Source organism: Agromyces tropicus, from assembly GCF_039531345.1.
Lineage (GTDB): Bacteria > Actinomycetota > Actinomycetes > Actinomycetales > Microbacteriaceae > Agromyces > Agromyces tropicus.
Window position 1 is genome coordinate 149,977 of record NZ_BAAAPW010000001.1, and the last position, 17,646, is coordinate 167,622.

The window sequence follows — 17,646 nt, forward strand, 5'->3', positions numbered from 1 at the left end:
GTGAGCCGTCGCAGCACCTTCACCGACCAGTCCGTCACGTACGGCGCGATCGGGGCGACGCTCGACCCCGACCTGCTGCGCTACCCGCCGGCCGGATTCACGCCGGGCGAGGACTCGGTGCGGTTGGGGTCGGGCCGCGAGCGGTTCGACCTCTCGGCGGAGGCGCTCATGACCTGGGGCATCCAGGAGGGCTCCGGGTTCACCGTCGTCGACGCCGCGCCGGGGACGGGCGCGCAGTACACGGGCATCGCGTACGACGGCTCCGGCGCCCCGCTCGCCGAGCAGCCCGCGGCGCGCACCGAGCAGCGCTTCGGGCCGGACGGCACGCCGTACGTCAGCGCGGGCATGACGGCGACCCTCCGGCGACGCGGCCGGTTGCGCCACCGCTCGATCCCAGTGCTGGTCGTGTACGTCGTCGACGAGCCGAACCGCGTCGGCTTCGCGATCGGGACCGCGGGCAGGGCGCCGGAGAACGGCGAGGAGTCGTTCATCCTCGAGCACCGCGACGACGACTCGGTGTGGCTGACGATCCGCTCGGCGTACGAGCCGAACGGCGGCCTGCGCCGCGCGTTCGCGCCGCTGCTGCGCCGTCGCCGCCGCGAGCTGACCACGCGGGAGCTGCGGGCGCTGCACCCCGCGTTCCCGTCCTGATGGCCGGTCCGCTCCCGATCGCCGATCCCGCGCCGGCCGACGGCCTGCTGCCGACGAGCGCGACGACGGATGCCGCGTCCCGCGCGTTCGGCGTCTACGTGCACGTGCCGTTCTGCCGGGTCCGCTGCGGGTACTGCGACTTCAACACCTACACGGCCGGGGAGCTGCGCGGGGTGTCGCAGGCCGGGTACGCCGACCAGGCGGTCGGCGAGATCCGGTTCGCGCGCCGCGTCCTCGCGGGCTCGGGCGCGCCGGACCGCCGCGCGGCCACCGTGTTCCTCGGCGGCGGCACGCCGACGCTGCTGCCCGCGGACGACCTCGCGCGCATGCTCGACGCGATCCGCGACGAGTTCGGGCTCGCCGACGGCGCCGAGGTCACGACGGAGGCGAACCCGGATTCGGTCGACGCGGACGACCTGCGACGGCTGGCCGACGCCGGCTTCACGCGGGTCTCGTTCGGCATGCAGTCGGCCGTGCCGCACGTGCTCGCCACGCTCGACCGCACGCACGACCCGGCGCGCGTCCCGCTGGTGGTGCGCTGGGCGCGCGAGGCGGGGCTCGATGTCAGCCTCGACCTGATCTACGGCACGCCGGGCGAGACGCTCGCCGACTGGCGCACCAGCCTGGAGGCCGTGCTCGCCGAGCGACCGGACCACGTGAGCGCGTACTCGCTCATCGTCGAGGACGGCACGAAGCTCGCCCGCCGGATCCGGCGCGGCGAGCTCGCGATGCCCGACGACGACCTCGCCGCCGACATGTATGAGCTCGCCGATGACCTGCTCGAGGGCGCCGGCTACGCCTGGTACGAGGTGTCGAACTGGGCGAGCGATGCCATCCACCGCTCGCGCCACAACCTCGGCTACTGGAGGGGCGACGACTGGTGGGGCGTCGGACCGGGCGCGCACAGCCACGTCGGCGGCGTGCGGTGGTGGAACGCGAAGCATCCCGCGGCGTACGCCGACCGGCTGGCGGCCGGTTCGTCGCCCGCGGTGGGACGGGAGACCCTCGACGGGCGGACCCGGGAGACCGAGCGCGTGCTGCTGCTGACGCGGATCCGCGACGGCGTCGAGGTGTCGAGCCTGCACGCCGGCGGTCGGCACGCCGTGGCCGGGCTCATCGCGGAGGGACTCGTGGATGCGCGAACCGCCCTCGGCGGGCGGCTCACGCTCACCCGCCGAGGGCGGTTGCTGGCCGACGCCGTGGTGCGGCGCCTGCTCGAGGACTAGCTGACGAACTTGATGGCCATCGGGTACGTGTAGTACTCGCCCTGGTTCGCCTTGATGGCCGCGATGATGCAGAAGACGATGTTCACGACCCAGACGGCCGGGTAGAGGATGAACCCGATCACGACGAACATGAGCAGGAAGCTCACGACGTAGGCGATGAGCACGGTCAGCTGGAAGTTCAGCGCCGTCGCGGTGTGCGCCCGGATGAACGGTCCGCGGTCCTTCAGGACGAGGTAGCCGATGAGCGCCGGCAGGAAGTTGAACAGCGCGCCGCCGACGTGGATGAGCGTCGCCCAGAGCTTCTCGTCGGCCGGGCTGAGCGGCTGGCTCTGCTGGTACCCGCCACCGGGCGGCGGGGGCGTCGGGCCCCCGGGCGGGGGCGGCGGCGGGCCGCCGGCGGGCGGCGTGGGCGGCTGGGGAGGTGGTGCGTCGGACATGATGCTGGCTCCTCGTGGTCGTGCCCGGAACAGGGGACGTGTCCTCATGCTGGCATAGGACGACGCGCCGGTCGAGGGTGGCTCGACCGGCGCGTCGGAGGTGCGCGAACGCCTACTTGATCAGGCGGATGGCGAAGGGGTAGCGGTAGTGGTTGCCGTCCTTGGCCTGCATGAAGCCGAGCACCGAGAACACGATCACGGCGATCCAGAGGGCGAGCGGCAGGAGCCATCCGATGTAGCCCCAGATGCCGAACGTCACGACGGTGAGGATGGCGTTGACGATCCAGATCGCGATGTAGGCGAAGATCGCGGTGATCTGGAAGTTCAGCGCCTCCTTGGCCTCGGTGTTCGTGAAGGCGCCGCGGTCCTTGAACACGAGCCAGATGATCAGGGACGGCAGGAAGCCGATGATGCCGCCGAGGTGGGCGAACGAGGCCCACTGCACGTCCTGCTCGTGGGAGAGCGGGGCCGCGGGGGCCGGCTGCGGGGCCGACGGCTGCGGGGCGGCGTTCGGATCCTGGGGCGGGAGGTCGGAGTCGGACATGTCGGGTGCCTTTCACGGAGGGGTGAGCGCGCCGTGCGGGCGGGGACGCGGGCGGTCGGCGTGCGGGACGGTGGACACGCTATCGGCGCGGCGGACCCGCCCACAACGGTGCCCGCCCTGATTCTCGCGATAGGATTAGCAGTCACGTGGGCTGAGTGCCAAGCACCCGGCCCGCGCCAGGTCGCACGGTCGAGGGAAGCGAGGGTCATGGTCTCCGAACGCAGTCTCGCCGTCCTCCGGGCCATCGTCCAGGACTACGTCGCGTCCCGGGAGCCGGTCGGCTCCAAGACGATCGTCGATCGGCACCACTTCGGCGTCTCCGCGGCGACCATCCGCAACGACATGGCCCTGCTCGAGGAGGAGGAGCTCATCGCGGCCCCGCACACCTCGTCGGGTCGCATCCCCACCGACAAGGGGTACCGGGTGTTCGTCGACCAGCTCGCCGACATCCGCCCGCTCTCGGCCGCGCAGCGGCATGCGATCGAGACCTTCCTCGGCGAGTCGAACGACCTCGACGAGCTGCTCGGCCGCACGGTCCGCCTCGTCTCGCAACTCACGCGCCAGCTCGCGGTCGTGCAGTACCCGAGCTTCGCGCGCGCCCGCGTGCGGCACGTCGAGCTCGTCTCGCTCGCGCCGACGAGGGTGCTGTGCATCCTCATCTCCGACAGCGGGCAGGTCGAGCAGCGGCTCGCCGAGCTCGACCAGGACGTCGACGAGGGCACGCTCGCCCGGCTCCGCAACCGCCTCAACGAGGTCGCCGCCGGCCTGACGATGGAGGATGCCGCGATCGCGCTCTCCGCCGAGACCGAGCACGCCGACCGGGCCCACGCGGCCGTGCTCCACACGCTCGCCGCGACGCTCGCCGACCAGGCCAAGATCACCCGCAGCGACCGCTTGGTCGTCGCCGGCGCCGCGAACCTGGTCCGCACCGAACAGGACTTCGCCGGGAACATCCTCGGCGTGATGGAGGCCATCGAGGAGCAGGTGGTCATCCTCCGGCTCTTCGGCGAGATGGCCGCCGACGACGGCATCGCCGTCCGCATCGGCCGCGAGAACGCCGCCTTCGGGCTCGGCGAGACCTCGGTCGTGTCGAGCTCGTTCGCCGTCCCCGGTCGCGACGTGTCGCGGCTCGGCGTGGTCGGCCCGACCCGCATGGACTACTCGCAGAGCATGGCGGCGGTTCGCGCCGTCGCCCGATACCTCTCCCGCACGCTCGGCGAGAGCTGAACTCGGCGGAGCCGCCCTCGCGGCATCCGTCATCGCGATCGAAAGGAACCCGCCTCACGTGGCCGACCACTACGAGGTCCTCGGCGTCGCCCGCGACGCCTCCCCGGACGACATCAAGAAGGCCTACCGCCGCCTCGCGCGGGAGCTGCACCCCGACGTGAACCCGGGCGCCGAGGCGTCCGAGCGGTTCAAGCAGGTGACGCACGCGTACGACGTGCTCTCCGACCCCAAGCAGCGCCAGCAGTACGACCTGGGCGGCCAAGGCGGCTTCGGCGGCGGCGCCGCCGGGTTCGGCGGCTTCGGCGACATCTTCGAGACGTTCTTCGGTGCCGGGCAGGCGAGCCGCGGGCCGCGGTCCCGCCGCGAGCGCGGCCAGGACGCCCTGATCCGCCTCGAGGTGGGCCTCGACGAGGTCATCTTCGGCACGCACCGCGACCTCGAGGTCGACACGGCCGTCATGTGCGAGACCTGCCACGGCTCGTGCTGCAAGCCGGGCACCGCTCCGGTCACGTGCGACATCTGCGGCGGCACGGGGCACATCCAGCGCTCCGTGCGCTCGCTGCTCGGCAACGTCATGACCTCGAGCCCGTGCGGATCGTGCCGCGGCTACGGCACGATCATCGCGACGCCGTGCGTCACGTGCCAGGGCCAGGGCCGCGTCCGTGCGCGCCGGACGGTGCCCGTCGACGTCCCCGCCGGGGTCGACACCGGCGTCCGCCTGCAGATGCCGGGCTCGGGCGAGGCCGGCCCCGCCGGCGGCCCGAACGGCGACCTCTACCTCGAGATCAAGGTGAAGACGCACGACGTCTTCAGCCGCGACGGCGACGACCTGCTGTGCACACTCGAGGTGCAGATGACGGATGCCGTGCTCGGCACGGAGACGACCGTCGCCGCGCTCGACGGCGACGTCGAGCTCGAGCTGCGTGCCGGCGTGCAGTCGGGCGACGTGCTCACGATCAAGGACCGTGGTGTCACCCACCTGCGCGGCAGCGGCCGGGGCGACCTGAAGGTCGCGGTGCACGTGCTCACGCCCACCAAGCTCACCCACAAGGAGCGCGAACTCGTCGAGCAGCTGGCGAAGCAGCGCAAGCCCAAGCCGCCCGAGCTCGGCCACTTCCAGCAGGGCCTGTTCGCGCGCCTGCGCGACCGGTTCCTCGGCTGACGTCACGCGACCGATGAGCCATCGCTACCTCGACGAGTCGCTGGACCTCGACGACGTGCGCCCCGGCGCACGGGTCGAGGTGACCGGAGACGAGGCGCGCCACGCGGTCGCCGTGTCCCGGCTGCGCGTCGGCGAGCGCGTGTCGATCGGCGACGGGCGGGGTCGCGTGGTGGAGGGCGCCGTGACGGCGGCCGAGCCGCGGCGGCTCGAGGTCGAGGTCGACGACGTCCGGGACGAGCCGGAACCGGCGCAGCGGCTCACGCTGGTGCAGGCCCTCGCGAAGGGCGATCGCGACGAGCTCGCCGTCCAGGCCGCCACCGAGCTCGGCGTGGACCGGATCGTGCCGTGGTCCGCGACGCGCTCGGTGTCGCGCTGGGAGGGCCCGAAGGCCGAGAAGGGTCGCGTGCGGTGGGCGACCATCGTCCGCGAAGCGGTGAAGCAGTCGCTCCGATCGCGGATCCCCGCGGTCGAGCCGGTGGCCGCGACGCGCGAGCTCCCCGTCCGGCTGGCGGGCGAGCGCATGCTGCTGCTCGTGCCGGGTGCCGCGACCCCGCTCGCCGGCATCCGTCCGGACGGGCGCGACCTCGCGCTGGTCGTCGGCCCCGAGGGCGGGATGGACCCCGCCGAGATCGAGCGGCTGGTCGAGGCGGGAGCCGAGCCGGTCCGCCTCGGCGAGTCGGTGCTCCGCACCTCGACCGCGGGCCCCGCCGCCATCGCGGTCCTCTCGGTCGCGCTCGGGCGGTGGTGAGGCATCCGTCGCTACGATGGTGGGATGAGCGGAACGGCGGAACCCACGATCTTCGAGCGCATCGCCGCCGGTGAGATCCCGGCGAAGATGGTCGCCGAGACCGATCGCGTGATCGCGTTCCACGACATCTCGCCGCAGGCGCCAGTGCACGTGATCGTGACCCCGCGCGTCGGGCGTCACCGCGACGTGGTCGAGCTCGCCGCCGACGACCCCGAGCTGCTCGCCGAGCTGGTCTCGGTGGCCAAGGACATCGCCGACGAGCTCGCCGACGGGCAGTTCCGGCTCGTCTTCAACACCGGCCCCGCTGCGGGCCAGACCGTGTTCCACGTGCACGCCCACGTCCTCGGGGGCGGCCTCAGGGAGGGATCGCTTGGCGGCTGACGACGCGGGAGACCTCCCGCTCACCGGATCCGAGTCCCGCGCCGACGAGGAGCGCCTCCGGATCGACGGCATCGCCATGGTGCGGCTCCTCGGGCCGCAGGACCGCCTGCTCACGACGATCGAACGCGAGTTCCCCGGCGTCGACGTGCACGTGCGCGGCAACGAGATCGCGATCCGCGGCGACGCCGAGGATCGCATCCGCGTCCGCCGGCTGGTGGAGGAGCTCCTCGAGCTCGTCCGCGGCGGCGGCGACCCGACACCCATCGAAGTGAGGAGCTCGGCCCGCATGCTCGACGCCGACCCGAATGCCCGACCCTCCGAGCAGCTCGGACAGGTCATCCTCTCCGCGCGCGGCAAGTCGATCCGCCCCAAGACCGAGGGGCAGCGCGCCTACGTCGACGCCATCGACGAGCACACCATCGTGTTCGGCATCGGCCCGGCGGGCACCGGCAAGACGTACCTCGCGATGGCGAAGGCCGTCCAGGCGCTGCAGCGCAAGGAGGTCAACCGAATCATCCTGACCCGGCCGGCGGTCGAGGCGGGGGAGCGGCTCGGCTTCCTGCCGGGCACGCTGACGGAGAAGATCGACCCGTACCTGCGCCCGCTCTACGACGCGCTGAACGAGATGATGGACCCCGAGGTCGTGCCGAAGCTCCTCGCGACGGGCACCGTCGAGGTCGCGCCGCTCGCGTACATGCGCGGCCGCACGCTCAACGACTCGTTCGTCGTGCTCGACGAGGCGCAGAACACGACGCCCGAGCAGATGAAGATGTTCCTCACCCGTCTCGGGTTCGGCTCGAAGATGGTCGTCACGGGCGACATCACGCAGATCGACCTCCCGGGCGGCGCGAGCGGACTGCGACTGGTCACCCGCATCCTCGACGGCGTCGAGGACATCCACTTCGCCCGTCTCACGAGCGACGACGTCGTCCGCCACTCGCTCGTCGGCCGCATCGTCGACGCGTACACCGAGTACGACCAGCGCACCCAGGCGCAGCGCTACGAGCGCGAGCAGGCCCGCGAGTTCGCCAACCGCGCCGAGCGGCGCGGCGCCGCCGGCGGCGGCGACCGTCGCGGTGCGGCGGGGCCACGCGACCACCTCCCGAGGAAGAGGCTCCCGTGAGCATCGAGATCAACAACGAGTCGTCCGTCGAGGTCGACGAGGCGGCGCTGCAGCGCCTCGCCGTGTACGCGCTCGACGCGATGCACGTGCACGCGGACGCGGAGCTCGCGATCGTCCTGATCGACGAGGGCGCCATGGAGCAGCTGCACGTCCAGTGGATGGACGAGCCCGGCCCGACCGACGTGCTCAGCTTCCCGATGGACGAGCTCCGGCCCGGCACCGAGGAGGACCCGGCCCCGCCCGGGCTGCTCGGCGACGTGGTGCTCTGCCCGCAGGTGGCCGAGACCCAGGCCGCCGCCGCCGGCCACGCGCTGCTCGACGAACTGCTGCTGCTCACCACGCACGGGATCCTGCACCTGCTCGGCTTCGACCACGCCGAACCGGACGAGGAGAAGGAGATGTTCGGCATCCAGCGCGACATCCTCGTGGGCTTCTCGATGCAGGAGCGACGCCGCTGACCATGCTGCCCTGGCTCTTCCTGGGGGCGGCCTTCGTCCTCGTCGCGTTCGGCGGCCTGATGGCCGCCGTCGACTCCGCCATCGGCGTGACCTCGCGGGCCGACCTGGTCGAGCTCGCCGTCGGCGCCCGGTCCGGGCGCTCCCTGCGCGCGATCGCCGAGGACGCGGGTGCGCACGTCAACGCCGTCAACTTCATGCGCATCCTCGCGGAGACGACCGCCGCGGTGCTGGTGACCCTCGCGTTCACCTTCTTCCTCGACGACGTGTGGCTCGTGCTGCTCGTCTCGGCGCTGATCATGACGGCGGTCTCGTTCGTGCTCGTCGGCGCGAGCCCGCGCAGCGTCGGCCGCGCGCACGCGGCGACCGTGCTCCGGCTCTCGGCGCCGCTCGTGCGCTTCGTCCGGGTGCTGCTCGGGCCGCTCGCCAACGCGCTGGTGTCGCTCGGCAACCGGGTGACGCCCGGGCGCATCCGCTTCGCCGGCGTGTCGAGCGAGGAGCAGCTGCTCAGCATCGTCGACGAGGCGACCGAGCTCGAGGTGCTCGAGCAGGCCGACCGCGAGCTGATCCACTCGGTCTTCCAGTTCAGCGACACGCTCGTGCGCGAGGTCATGGTGCCCCGCACCGACATGGTGACCATCGAGACCTCGGCGCACCTGCCGCAGGCGATGGCGCTCTTCCTCAAGGAGGGCTACTCGCGCATCCCCGTCATCGACCGCGAGGCCGACGACATCGCCGGCGTGCTCTACCTGCGCGACCTCGCGCGGCTCGGATTCGAGCGCCCGCTCGACGCCGCGACGCTCACGGTGGCGGACCTCGCGAGGCCGGCCTCGTTCGTGCCGGAGTCGATGCGCGCCGACGCGCTGCTGCGGCAGATGCAGCTCGAGTCGAACCACCTCGCGATGGTCGTCGACGAGTACGGCGGCATCGCGGGACTGGTGACCCTGGAGGACCTGATCGAGGAGCTCGTCGGCGACATCTCCGACGAGTACGACCGCGAGGCGGCCCAGGTCGAGGAGCTCGGCGACGGTCGGTACCGCGTCAACGCCCGCCTGCCCGTGGACGAGCTCGGCGAGCTGTTCGGGCTCGACCTCGACGACGAGGACGTCGACACCGTCGGCGGCCTCCTCGCGAAGGAGCTCGGCCGGCTGCCGGTGCCGCGCGACCGCGCGAGCGTGAGCGGACTGCTGCTCGAGGCCGAGCGCACCGAGGGACGCCGCAAGCGCATCGCGACGATCCTCGTGGAGGCCGACCAGGCCCTGATCGACGTTCGCGCGGCGTTCGCCGGCGACGACACCGCGACCGACGAGGGGACGCGCCCATGACCGAGTACCGAGCCGGATTCGTCTCCTTCGTGGGGCGCCCGAACGTGGGCAAGTCCACGCTCACGAACGCCCTCGTAGGCGAGAAGGTCGCCATCACGAGCTCGAAGCCGCAGACGACGCGTCGCGCGATCCGGGGCATCGTCCACCGCGACCACGGCCAGCTCATCGTCGTCGACACCCCCGGCCTGCACCGGCCGCGGACCCTGCTCGGCGAGCGCCTGAACTCGCTCGTGCAGACGACGCTCGGCGACGTCGACGTGATCGGCTTCTGCGTGCCCGCGAACGAGGCGATCGGTCCGGGCGACCGGTTCATCAACGAGCAGCTCGACCACTACCCCCGCGCCCGCAAGGTCGCGATCGTGACGAAGACGGATGCCGCGGGCAGGGCACGCGTCGCGGAGCAGCTGCTCGCGGTCTCGCAGCTGCGCGACTGGGACGCGGTCATCCCGGTGTCGGCGCCGCGGGGCGAGCAGCTCGACGTGCTCGTCGACGAGCTGCTGAAGCTCATGCCCGAGTCGGAGCATCCGCTCTACCCGGCCGAGACGACGACCGACGAGGAGACCACCGAGCGCATCGCCGAGTTCGTGCGCGAAGCGGCGCTCGAGGGCGTCTCCGACGAGCTCCCGCACTCGATCGCCGTGACCGTGGACGACATGATCGAGCGCGAGGACAAGGACCTCCTCGAGGTCTACGCGAACCTGTGGGTCGAGCGCGACAGCCAGAAGGGCATCATCATCGGCAAGGGCGGCTCGCGCCTGCGCGAGGTCGGCGAACGCGCCCGCGCCCAGATCGAGGCGCTCCTCGGCCGCAGGGTCTACCTCGCGCTGCACGTGAAGGTCGCCAAGGACTGGCAGCGCGACCCGAAGCAGTTGGGGCGCCTCGGATTCTGAGGCCGCGTCGGCGCGTCAGCCGATGGGATGACTTCGCCGCCCGGGCCGCGGACGCGCGGGTCCGAGGGCGTACCGTGGGTCGGTGACCACCTCGAGCGCGCGCACGACCCTCGTCGTCGACGGCATCGGCGCCGCACTGTTCCTCGCGCTGTGCTCGCTCTACGCGTTCGTCGGCGGCTGGCAGGACGTCGTCGTGGTCGTGCTGTTCTCCGCGGCGCTCGCCCTCCGGCGCGTCGCGACGGGAGCCTCGCTCGCGGTCGCGTGGCTCGCGGCGTGCACGCAGATGCTGCTGCTGCGCGACCTGCAGCCGGCCGACGTCGCCGTGTTCCTGGTGGTGTACGCCACCTCGGCGCACGGCACCCGCCCGGTGCGCTGGTGGGGCCTCGGATCGGCGGGCGCCGGTGCGGTGCTCGCGGCGCTGTACCTCGCCGTGGTGCAGCCGGTCGCCGACGGCATCCCGCTCGCCGGGGTCGACGTGCTCGGGCGCATCACGCTCGGCGTCATCCTGTTCGGCGCGGCCCTCGCGGGACTGGTGCTCGCGTGGACGGTCGGGCTCCTCGTCCGCACGGTGCGCGGCGCGCGCGAGCAGCAGCGTCGAGCGGAACTGGACCGCCGCGAGCGGGAGCACGCCGAGTACCGGTACGTCGTGGAGCAGGAGCGTTCCCGGATCGCACGCGACATGCACGACGTGGTCGCGCACTCCCTCGCGGTCGTCATCGCGCAGGCGGACGGCGCCAGGTTCGCGGCGCGGACCCGTCCGGAGGCGGCATCCGAGGCCCTCGCGACGATCTCGGGTGTCGCGCGCGACGCGCTCGGCGACGTCCGCCTGCTGCTCGGCGAGCTCCGCCATCGCGAAGGGGCGGCGCCGCAGCCCGTGCTCGACGACCTCGACGCCCTGGTCGCGCAGGTGCGCGGCGCCGGGCTCGACGTGCGTCGCACCGAACGCGGCGAGCGCGTGCCGCTGGGCGCCGGGCACCAGATCGCGGTGTACCGGATCGTGCAGGAGGGGCTCACGAACGCGCTCCGGCACGGCGACGTCGCCGCGCCGGTCTCGCTGGACCTCGACTGGGACCCGGCGGGCGTGACCGTCGCGATCCGGAACGCGCTCGGCGCCGGCGACGGCCGGGACCCGGCCGAGGGGCCGCCCGCACCCCGGCACGGGATCCCCGGCATGCGGGAGCGCGCCGAGCTCGCCGGCGGCACGTTCGCTGCCGAGTCCGCCGACGGTTCGTTCGCCGTCGTGGCCCGCATCCCGGCGCAGGTGGGCGCATGAGCCCGATCCGCGTGGCACTCGTCGACGACCAGGCGCTGTTCCGCGCCGGCATCCGCATGCTCGTCGAATCGCAGGACGACCTGGCGTTCGCGGGCGACGCCGAGGACGGGCGCGCGGCGGTCGCACTCGCGGCCCGCAGCCGCCCGGACGTGGTCCTCATGGACGTGCGGATGCCGCAGCTCGACGGCATCGCCGCGACCGAGCGGATCCTCGCCGACGCCGAGCGGGAGGGCCGGGAGCCGCCGCGGATCCTCGTGCTCACCACCTTCGACCTGGACGAGCATGCGGCACGTGCCATCCGCGCCGGTGCCAGCGGCTTCGTGCTGAAGGACGCCGACCCGGAGTTCCTCCTCGCGGCCATCCGCACGGTGCATCGAGGGAACGCCGTCATCGCCGCGAACGCGACGCGCGAGCTCATCGCGCACGGCGGGCGGGGGAACGGTCGCCGCGCGGCCCCGCCGTCGTGGCAGGACCTGACCGCGCGAGAACGCGAGATCTTCGCCCTGGCGGCGAAGGGGCTCTCGAACGCGGAGATCGCCGCGTCGGAGTTCCTCAGCGAGGCGACCGTGAAGACGCACCTGAGTCGGGTGCTGGCCAAGCTCGGCCTGCGCGACCGGGTGCAGCTCGTCGTCTTCGCGTACGAGCACGACCTGTCCGGCGACTGACGCGTTCGGCGGCGGGTCATCCGAGCGGATGACGCCGGCGCGACGCGCGACGGACGCGATCGGCCCGGTGCCTCCGTAGCGTCGGCGGCATGGAGATCCAACCCTCAGACCTCGGGCTCGTCGCCCGCGTCGCCGGCCTCGGGCGCCGCTACGGATCGGGCGCCGGCGCCGTCACCGCCCTCGAGAACGTCTCACTCGGCCTCCGCCGCGGGGAGTTCACCGCGATCATGGGGCCGTCGGGCTCGGGCAAGTCGACGCTCATGCACATCATGGCGGGCCTCGACGCGCCGACCTCGGGTCGAGTCTGGCTCGGCGACACCGACATCACCGCGCTGCCCGACAGCGCCCTCACGGTGCTGCGTCGTCGTCGCGTCGGATTCGTGTTCCAGGCGTTCAACCTCGTGCCGACGCTCGACGTGCAGGGCAACATCCTGTTGCCCTTCGAGCTCGACGGCCGGCGCCCGAGCGGCCAGGAGCGCAGCCTGGTCGACGGCCTCGTCGACCGGCTCGGGCTGGCCGGCCGCCTGCGCCACCGGCCGCACGAACTGTCGGGCGGCCAGCAGCAGCGCGTCGCGATCGCCCGTGCCCTCGCGACGCGGCCCGACCTCGTGTTCGCGGACGAGCCCACGGGCAACCTCGACTCGCGGACCGGGCGCGAGGTGCTCGCCATCCTCGCCGACGCCGGCCGCGAGCAGGGGCAGTCGATCGCGATGGTGACCCACGACCCGATCGCGGCGAGCCACGCCGACCGCATCCTGTTCCTCGCCGACGGCCGCATCGTCCGCGACGCGCAGCGCACGGACGCGGAGGAGATCGCGTCGTACATGCTCTCGATGGAGCGCGCGGCGTGACCGGCCGACTGCGCCGCGAGCACGGGCCGGTGCTGCTCGTCGCCGTCCTCGCGTCGGCGTTCGGCGTCGCGCTGCTGCAGGTCACGGGGTACCTCGCGTCGGCGATCCGCGCCGACGACGTGACGGGCTCCAGCGGGACGGCCGCGCTCATGCTGTCGATCGTGGCCTGGGTGTTCATCGTGATCGCCGTCTACGTCAGCGGCGTCGTGACCGCGAACACCGTCGCGACGGTCGTCGCGGGGCGCACGCGGCACATCGCCCTGCTGCGCCTCCTGGGCGGCAGCGCCCGCGCCCAGCGCGGCGTGATCGCGCGCGAGGGACTCGGGGTCGGCGCGCTCGGCGCCGCGCTGGGCCTCGTCGTCGGCACGGGCGGCGCGGTGCTGCTCTCGGAGTGGGGCATCGCGACCGACGTGCTGCCGCGCGTCGACCACGCCTGGGCGGATCTCGTGGTGCTCGCGCCGGCCGTCGTCGCCGTGCTGACGACGTGGCTCGCCGCCTGGGCGGGGTCGCGGCGGGTGCTCGCCGTGCGACCCGTCGAGGCGCTCGGCGGTTCGGGGGAGCGGTCGACCGAGGAGCTCGGGCGGCATCGGGGTCGCACCGTGATCTCGCTCGTGCTCGTCGCGGCCGGGACGCTGCTGCTCGTCGGCGGGGTCCTCCTGGGGCTCGCGTCGCCGCTCGGCGTCCTCGTCGGCCTCGCGGGCGGCGTCATCTCCTTCACCGGGATCGTGCTGGGCGCCCACCTCGTGATGCCGCCCGTGCTGCGGATCGTCGGGCGGGCGCTCGGCACGTCGCCGCCGGCGCGCCTGGCCGCGGAGAACGCCGTGCGGCATCCGGAGCGAAGCTCGCGCATGACGATCGGGCTCGTGATCGGCGTCACGCTGGTCACCACCTTCGCGGTCGCCATGGAGTCCTACCGCGACCTGCTCCTGGCGGCGACCGACGACCGGCCCGACCTCCGCGCCGGCATCGAGCAGCTGGTGTCGGCGACCGTGGCGGTCTTCGGCATCCTCATCGGCTTCAGCGCGCTCATCGCGGCGGTCGGGCTCGTCAACACGCTCTCGCTGAGCGTGCTGCAGCGCACGCGCGAGCTCGGGCTCCTCCGCGCGCTCGGCTTCGAGCGACGCCAGCTGCGCGGGATGGTGATCGCCGAGGCCGCCGCGCTGACCGCGGCGGCGACGGCCACCGGGCTCGTGCTCGGCGTCGGCTACGGCTGGGCGGGTGCGCAGTCGATGCTGGGCAGCGTGCAGGGCGAGCCGCTCGTGATCCCGCCCTCGATCCCGTGGGGCGTCGTCGCGGCGCTGGTGGGCGGCGCGGCCGTGCTCACGGTCGTCGCGTCGCTCGCGCCCGCCCGTCGGGCCACCCGCGTCTCGCCGGTCACGGCCCTGGCCGTCGAGTGAGCGCGCCGGCGCGCGAGCGCGGATGACGAGTGGCGGGTGCCGGCGCTGGGGGGCGGCACCCGCCATCCGTCGTCCGGTGTGCGAGCATGCTCGGCATGAGCCTGCGCCCCGACGTCGACGTGTTCGTGGTGTTCGACTGCGATGGCGTGCTGGTCGACTCGGAGCGGCTCGTGCAGCGGGCGGAGATGCAGCTGATCGCCGAGCTGGGCTGGCCGATCACGATCGAGGAGGTCCGCAGCGAGCACCTCGGCCGTTCCACGGCCGCCGTGATGGCGAACATCGAGCGACGGATCGGCAGGAGCGTCCCGGCCGACTTCGTCCGACGTCGGGACGAGATGCTGACCGAGTCGTTCACCACGGAGCTGCAGATCGTGCCGGGCGTGCCGGAGGCGCTCGATGCACTGGATGCCGCGGGATATCGGTCCTGCATCGCGTCGTCCGGCTCGCACGACCGGATGCGGCTCACGCTCGGACGGGTCGGATTGCGGGAGCGGTTCGAGGGGCGGACGTCACGATCGAGCACATGGACTCGCTCGTCGAGGCGCTCGACCGACTCGGGACCCGCTGATCGGGGACCACTGCATCCGCGTCATGGTTGCGCACGCCTGCGCACGCGGTGTTACCCTGAGTCCGTGCTTCACGGCCTGCTTCTCCTTAGCTGCCGCAGCGAGTCCTAGTCCAAGGCCTCCCTCGCTGCGGAGTTCGTCGTCGGCTGAAACCCCCGAATCGCGAGAAGAGCACCCAATGCAGAACCAACAGAAGCCGTCGCCGATGCCCGTGCATCGCTACCGCCCGTTCCACGAGCAGATCCGCGTCGAGCTGCCGGACCGCACGTGGCCGTCCGAGCGCATCGAGAGGGCGCCGCGCTGGTGCGCCGTCGACCTGCGCGACGGCAACCAGGCGCTCATCGACCCGATGAGCCCCGAGCGCAAGCGCATCATGTTCGACCTCCTCGTCCGGATGGGCTACAAGGAGATCGAGGTCGGCTTCCCGTCGGCCAGCCAGACCGACTTCGACTTCGTGCGCAGCCTCATCGAGGAGGGTGCGATCCCCGACGACGTCACCATCCAGGTGCTGACCCAGGCGCGCGACCACCTGATCGAGCGCACCTACGAGTCGATCCGCGGTGCGAAGCAGGCGATCGTGCACCTCTACAACTCGACGAGCGTGCTGCAGCGCGAGGTCGTGTTCCGCACCGACCGGCAGGGCATCATCGACATCGCCCTGCACGGCGCCCGCAAGTGCCGCGAGATGGAGGCGACGGTCCCCGAGACCGCCGTCTACTACGAGTACTCGCCCGAGAGCTACACCGGCACCGAGCTCGAGTTCGCCGTCGACGTCTGCAACCAGGTGCTCGACGTGTTCGAGCCCACGGCCGAGCGCAACGTCATCATCAACCTGCCCGCGACCGTCGAGATGGCCACGCCGAACGTCTACGCCGACTCGATCGAGTGGATGAGCCGCCACCTGCACCACCGCGAGCACGTCATCCTGTCGCTGCACCCGCACAACGACCGCGGCACCGCGATCGCCGCCGCCGAGCTCGGCTACATGGCGGGCGCCGACCGCATCGAGGGCTGCCTCTTCGGCAACGGCGAGCGCACCGGCAACGTCGACCTCGTCGCGCTGGCCATGAACCTGTTCACGCAGGGGATCGACCCGCAGGTCGACCTCTCCGACATGGACGAGATCAAGCGCACCGCCGAGTACTGCAACCAGCTCGCCGTGCACGAGCGCAGCCCCTGGGCCGGCGACCTCGTCTACACCGCGTTCTCGGGCTCGCACCAGGACGCGATCAAGAAGGGCTTCGAGGCCATGGAGGCGCGGGCCGACGAGCGCGGGATGTCGGTCGACGACCTCGCGTGGGCGGTGCCGTACCTGCCGGTCGACCCGAAGGACATCGGCCGCAACTACGAGGCCGTCATCCGCGTCAACTCGCAATCGGGCAAGGGCGGCGTCGCCTACCTGCTGAAGACGGACCACGCGCTCGACCTGCCGCGACGCCTGCAGATCGAGTTCTCCGGCGTCGTGCAGGCGAAGACGGATGCCGAGGGCGGCGAGGTCACGAGCGAGGAGATCTGGGCGATCTTCACCGACGAGTACCTGCCCGCGCCGCAGGACCGCCCCGACGACAAGTGGGGTCGGTTCGAGCTGCTGTCGATGCGGACCGAGAGCGACCTGACGGGCGACGTGCGCGTGCGCGTCGGACTGCGCGACGGCGTCGAGCGCGTCGACGCCGACGGGTCGGGCAACGGACCGGTCGCCGCGTTCCTGTCGGTGCTGTCGGCCGAGGGCGTCGACGTGCGCGTCCTCGACTACAGCGAGCACGCGATGTCCTCCGGCGGCGACGCGATCGCGGCCGCCTACGTGGAGTGCCAGGTCGAGGGGCGCACGCTGTGGGGCGTCGGCATCGACGCCGACATCTCGACCGCGTCGCTGAAGGCCGTCGTCTCGGCGGTCAACCGCGCGCTGCGTGGTGCGAACGTGCGCGAGGAGTCCGCGGAGCCCGCGCTCGCCTGATCATCCGTGCGCGGGCGGGCGCGGCATCCGCCGTCGTCCGCCCGCGACGGCGGCGCCCGCGCGGCGCCGCCACGCACGGCCGGGGTCCGGTGGGATCAGGCGCGGCGCCACACGCGCCAGCTGCCGATCGCGCGCTGCTCGGGAAGGCTCCACCCGAACCGCACCGCCAGCAACCGGATGACGGTCGTCACCAGCACGCACGCGATCGCCGCGACCAGGATGTTCGCGCCGAGCAGGTGCATCATGACCAGCAGCGTCGTCCCGACGCCGGCGGCGACCGCGTAGAGCGAGCCGACGTGCATGAGCGCGATCGGCAGGTTCAGGGTCACGTCGCGCAGGATCGACCCGCCGACCGCGGAGACCACGCCGACGAAGATCGCGGGGACCTCGGGCACGCCGAAGGCGAGCGCCTTCGTCGTCCCGATCGCGGCGAACAGCCCGATCGTCACCGCGTCGAGGGCGATGATCAGCGAATTCAGCCGGTCGAACAGCCGGATGAGGAGCATGCCGAGCAGCGCCGCGGCGGTGGCGACGACGAGGTACCAGTTGCTGCGCATCGCCGCCGGGAGCTGGTTGAGCAGGATGTCGCGCAGGAGACCGCCGCCGAGCCCGACGATGATCCCGATGAGCGCGACACCGAGCAGGTCGATCCGGTGCTCCTTGATGCGCGAGGCGAACATCGCGCCCTGGAGGGCGCCGATGCCGACCGCCGCGAGGTCGGCCCAGAGGGGGATCGTGAAGGGCGCGACCGTCATGCACCGGTTGTACCAC

19 protein-coding genes are annotated in these 17,646 nt (G+C 72.5%); 16 read left to right on the forward strand and 3 right to left on the reverse strand.

Annotated features, from left to right (window positions below):
* Positions 1 to 651: a DUF1990 domain-containing protein gene (locus ABD230_RS00720; protein ID WP_344368741.1), complete on the forward strand. Its 651-nt coding sequence runs from the start codon at positions 1 to 3 to the stop codon at positions 649 to 651.
* A complete protein-coding gene (gene hemW / locus ABD230_RS00725) occupies positions 651 to 1,877 on the forward strand; it encodes a radical SAM family heme chaperone HemW (RefSeq protein ID WP_344368742.1) in 1,227 nt (408 codons plus the stop codon). The genes ABD230_RS00720 and hemW overlap by 1 nt, the downstream gene beginning before the upstream one ends.
* Here the strand turns inward: hemW and ABD230_RS00730 are convergent.
* Both ABD230_RS00730 and ABD230_RS00735 read right to left on the reverse strand, forming a co-directional pair.
* On the reverse strand, positions 1,874 to 2,314 hold the full coding sequence (locus tag ABD230_RS00730) for a DUF4870 domain-containing protein (RefSeq protein ID WP_344368744.1): 441 nt from the start codon (positions 2,312 to 2,314) through the stop codon (positions 1,874 to 1,876). The two genes, hemW and ABD230_RS00730, sit on opposite strands and share 4 nt — an antisense overlap.
* A 112-nt stretch (positions 2,315 to 2,426) precedes the next feature.
* Positions 2,427 to 2,858, reverse strand: coding sequence for a DUF4870 domain-containing protein (locus ABD230_RS00735; RefSeq protein WP_344368745.1), 432 nt, complete (start codon positions 2,856 to 2,858; stop codon positions 2,427 to 2,429).
* Between the two features lie 207 nt (positions 2,859 to 3,065).
* Between ABD230_RS00735 and hrcA the strand changes: the two genes are divergently transcribed.
* The 14 genes from hrcA (at position 3,066) to leuA (ending at position 16,875) form a co-directional block, all read left to right on the forward strand.
* A complete protein-coding gene (hrcA, locus tag ABD230_RS00740; protein WP_344368747.1) occupies positions 3,066 to 4,085 on the forward strand; it encodes a heat-inducible transcriptional repressor HrcA in 1,020 nt (339 codons plus the stop codon).
* 58 nt (positions 4,086 to 4,143) lie between these two features.
* The gene (gene dnaJ / locus ABD230_RS00745; protein WP_344368749.1) at positions 4,144 to 5,247 is read left to right on the forward strand and encodes a molecular chaperone DnaJ; all 1,104 of its coding nucleotides are present in this window, start codon (positions 4,144 to 4,146) and stop codon (positions 5,245 to 5,247) included.
* Between the two features lie 13 nt (positions 5,248 to 5,260).
* Positions 5,261 to 5,995 carry a 16S rRNA (uracil(1498)-N(3))-methyltransferase gene (locus tag ABD230_RS00750; RefSeq protein WP_344368751.1) on the forward strand — a complete coding sequence of 245 codons (735 nt, stop codon included), beginning with the start codon at positions 5,261 to 5,263 and terminating at the stop codon, positions 5,993 to 5,995.
* Between the two features lie 24 nt (positions 5,996 to 6,019).
* The gene (locus ABD230_RS00755) at positions 6,020 to 6,376 is read left to right on the forward strand and encodes a histidine triad nucleotide-binding protein (RefSeq protein ID WP_344368752.1); all 357 of its coding nucleotides are present in this window, start codon (positions 6,020 to 6,022) and stop codon (positions 6,374 to 6,376) included.
* Between the two features lie 76 nt (positions 6,377 to 6,452).
* Entirely contained in the window at positions 6,453 to 7,499 is a 1,047-nt protein-coding gene (locus tag ABD230_RS00760) for a PhoH family protein (RefSeq protein ID WP_344370090.1), read from the forward strand.
* Entirely contained in the window at positions 7,496 to 7,957 is a 462-nt protein-coding gene (gene ybeY, locus ABD230_RS00765) for an rRNA maturation RNase YbeY (protein WP_344368753.1), read from the forward strand. The genes ABD230_RS00760 and ybeY overlap by 4 nt, the downstream gene beginning before the upstream one ends.
* Positions 7,958 to 7,959: 2 nt before the next feature.
* A complete protein-coding gene (locus tag ABD230_RS00770; RefSeq protein ID WP_344368754.1) occupies positions 7,960 to 9,279 on the forward strand; it encodes a hemolysin family protein in 1,320 nt (439 codons plus the stop codon).
* Positions 9,276 to 10,169 carry a GTPase Era gene (gene era / locus ABD230_RS00775; RefSeq protein ID WP_344368756.1) on the forward strand — a complete coding sequence of 298 codons (894 nt, stop codon included), beginning with the start codon at positions 9,276 to 9,278 and terminating at the stop codon, positions 10,167 to 10,169. The genes ABD230_RS00770 and era overlap by 4 nt, the downstream gene beginning before the upstream one ends.
* An 82-nt stretch (positions 10,170 to 10,251) precedes the next feature.
* Positions 10,252 to 11,442 carry a sensor histidine kinase gene (locus tag ABD230_RS00780; RefSeq protein ID WP_344368758.1) on the forward strand — a complete coding sequence of 397 codons (1,191 nt, stop codon included), beginning with the start codon at positions 10,252 to 10,254 and terminating at the stop codon, positions 11,440 to 11,442.
* Entirely contained in the window at positions 11,439 to 12,107 is a 669-nt protein-coding gene (locus tag ABD230_RS00785) for a response regulator (protein WP_344368760.1), read from the forward strand. Before ABD230_RS00780 ends, ABD230_RS00785 begins: the two co-directional genes overlap by 4 nt.
* An 89-nt stretch (positions 12,108 to 12,196) precedes the next feature.
* Entirely contained in the window at positions 12,197 to 12,958 is a 762-nt protein-coding gene (locus tag ABD230_RS00790; protein ID WP_344368761.1) for an ABC transporter ATP-binding protein, read from the forward strand.
* Positions 12,955 to 14,355, forward strand: a complete 1,401-nt coding sequence (locus ABD230_RS00795) for an ABC transporter permease (RefSeq protein ID WP_344368762.1) — start codon at positions 12,955 to 12,957, stop codon at positions 14,353 to 14,355. The genes ABD230_RS00790 and ABD230_RS00795 overlap by 4 nt, the downstream gene beginning before the upstream one ends.
* A 29-nt stretch (positions 14,356 to 14,384) precedes the next feature.
* Positions 14,385 to 15,032 carry an HAD family hydrolase gene (locus tag ABD230_RS00800; RefSeq protein WP_344368763.1) on the forward strand — a complete coding sequence of 216 codons (648 nt, stop codon included), beginning with the start codon at positions 14,385 to 14,387 and terminating at the stop codon, positions 15,030 to 15,032.
* Between the two features lie 67 nt (positions 15,033 to 15,099).
* A complete protein-coding gene (gene leuA, locus ABD230_RS00805; RefSeq protein ID WP_344368766.1) occupies positions 15,100 to 16,875 on the forward strand; it encodes a 2-isopropylmalate synthase in 1,776 nt (591 codons plus the stop codon).
* A 95-nt stretch (positions 16,876 to 16,970) separates the two neighbouring features.
* Here leuA and ABD230_RS00810 read toward each other — a convergent pair whose 3' ends face one another.
* On the reverse strand, positions 16,971 to 17,630 hold the full coding sequence (locus ABD230_RS00810; protein WP_344368768.1) for a trimeric intracellular cation channel family protein: 660 nt from the start codon (positions 17,628 to 17,630) through the stop codon (positions 16,971 to 16,973).
* Positions 17,631 to 17,646 lie beyond the last annotated feature (16 nt).

What these genes read in the sequence shown, in the direction of transcription:
- hrcA (WP_344368747.1), top strand. Translation starts at nt 3,066, where the DNA reads ATGGTCTCCGAACGCAGTCTCGCCGTCCTCCGGGCCATCGTCCAGGAC.
- ABD230_RS00790 (WP_344368761.1), top strand. Translation starts at nt 12,197, where the DNA reads ATGGAGATCCAACCCTCAGACCTCGGGCTCGTCGCCCGCGTCGCCGGC.
- ABD230_RS00785 (WP_344368760.1), top strand. Translation starts at nt 11,439, where the DNA reads ATGAGCCCGATCCGCGTGGCACTCGTCGACGACCAGGCGCTGTTCCGC.
- ABD230_RS00760 (WP_344370090.1), top strand. Translation starts at nt 6,453, where the DNA reads ATGGTGCGGCTCCTCGGGCCGCAGGACCGCCTGCTCACGACGATCGAA.
- ABD230_RS00755 (WP_344368752.1), top strand. Translation starts at nt 6,020, where the DNA reads ATGAGCGGAACGGCGGAACCCACGATCTTCGAGCGCATCGCCGCCGGT.
- ABD230_RS00730 (WP_344368744.1), bottom strand. Translation starts at nt 2,314, where the DNA reads ATGTCCGACGCACCACCTCCCCAGCCGCCCACGCCGCCCGCCGGCGGC.
- ABD230_RS00735 (WP_344368745.1), bottom strand. Translation starts at nt 2,858, where the DNA reads ATGTCCGACTCCGACCTCCCGCCCCAGGATCCGAACGCCGCCCCGCAG.
- leuA (WP_344368766.1), top strand. Translation starts at nt 15,100, where the DNA reads ATGCAGAACCAACAGAAGCCGTCGCCGATGCCCGTGCATCGCTACCGC.
- era (WP_344368756.1), top strand. Translation starts at nt 9,276, where the DNA reads ATGACCGAGTACCGAGCCGGATTCGTCTCCTTCGTGGGGCGCCCGAAC.
- ABD230_RS00750 (WP_344368751.1), top strand. Translation starts at nt 5,261, where the DNA reads ATGAGCCATCGCTACCTCGACGAGTCGCTGGACCTCGACGACGTGCGC.
- hemW (WP_344368742.1), top strand. Translation starts at nt 651, where the DNA reads ATGGCCGGTCCGCTCCCGATCGCCGATCCCGCGCCGGCCGACGGCCTG.
- ABD230_RS00770 (WP_344368754.1), top strand. Translation starts at nt 7,960, where the DNA reads ATGCTGCCCTGGCTCTTCCTGGGGGCGGCCTTCGTCCTCGTCGCGTTC.
- ABD230_RS00810 (WP_344368768.1), bottom strand. Translation starts at nt 17,630, where the DNA reads ATGACGGTCGCGCCCTTCACGATCCCCCTCTGGGCCGACCTCGCGGCG.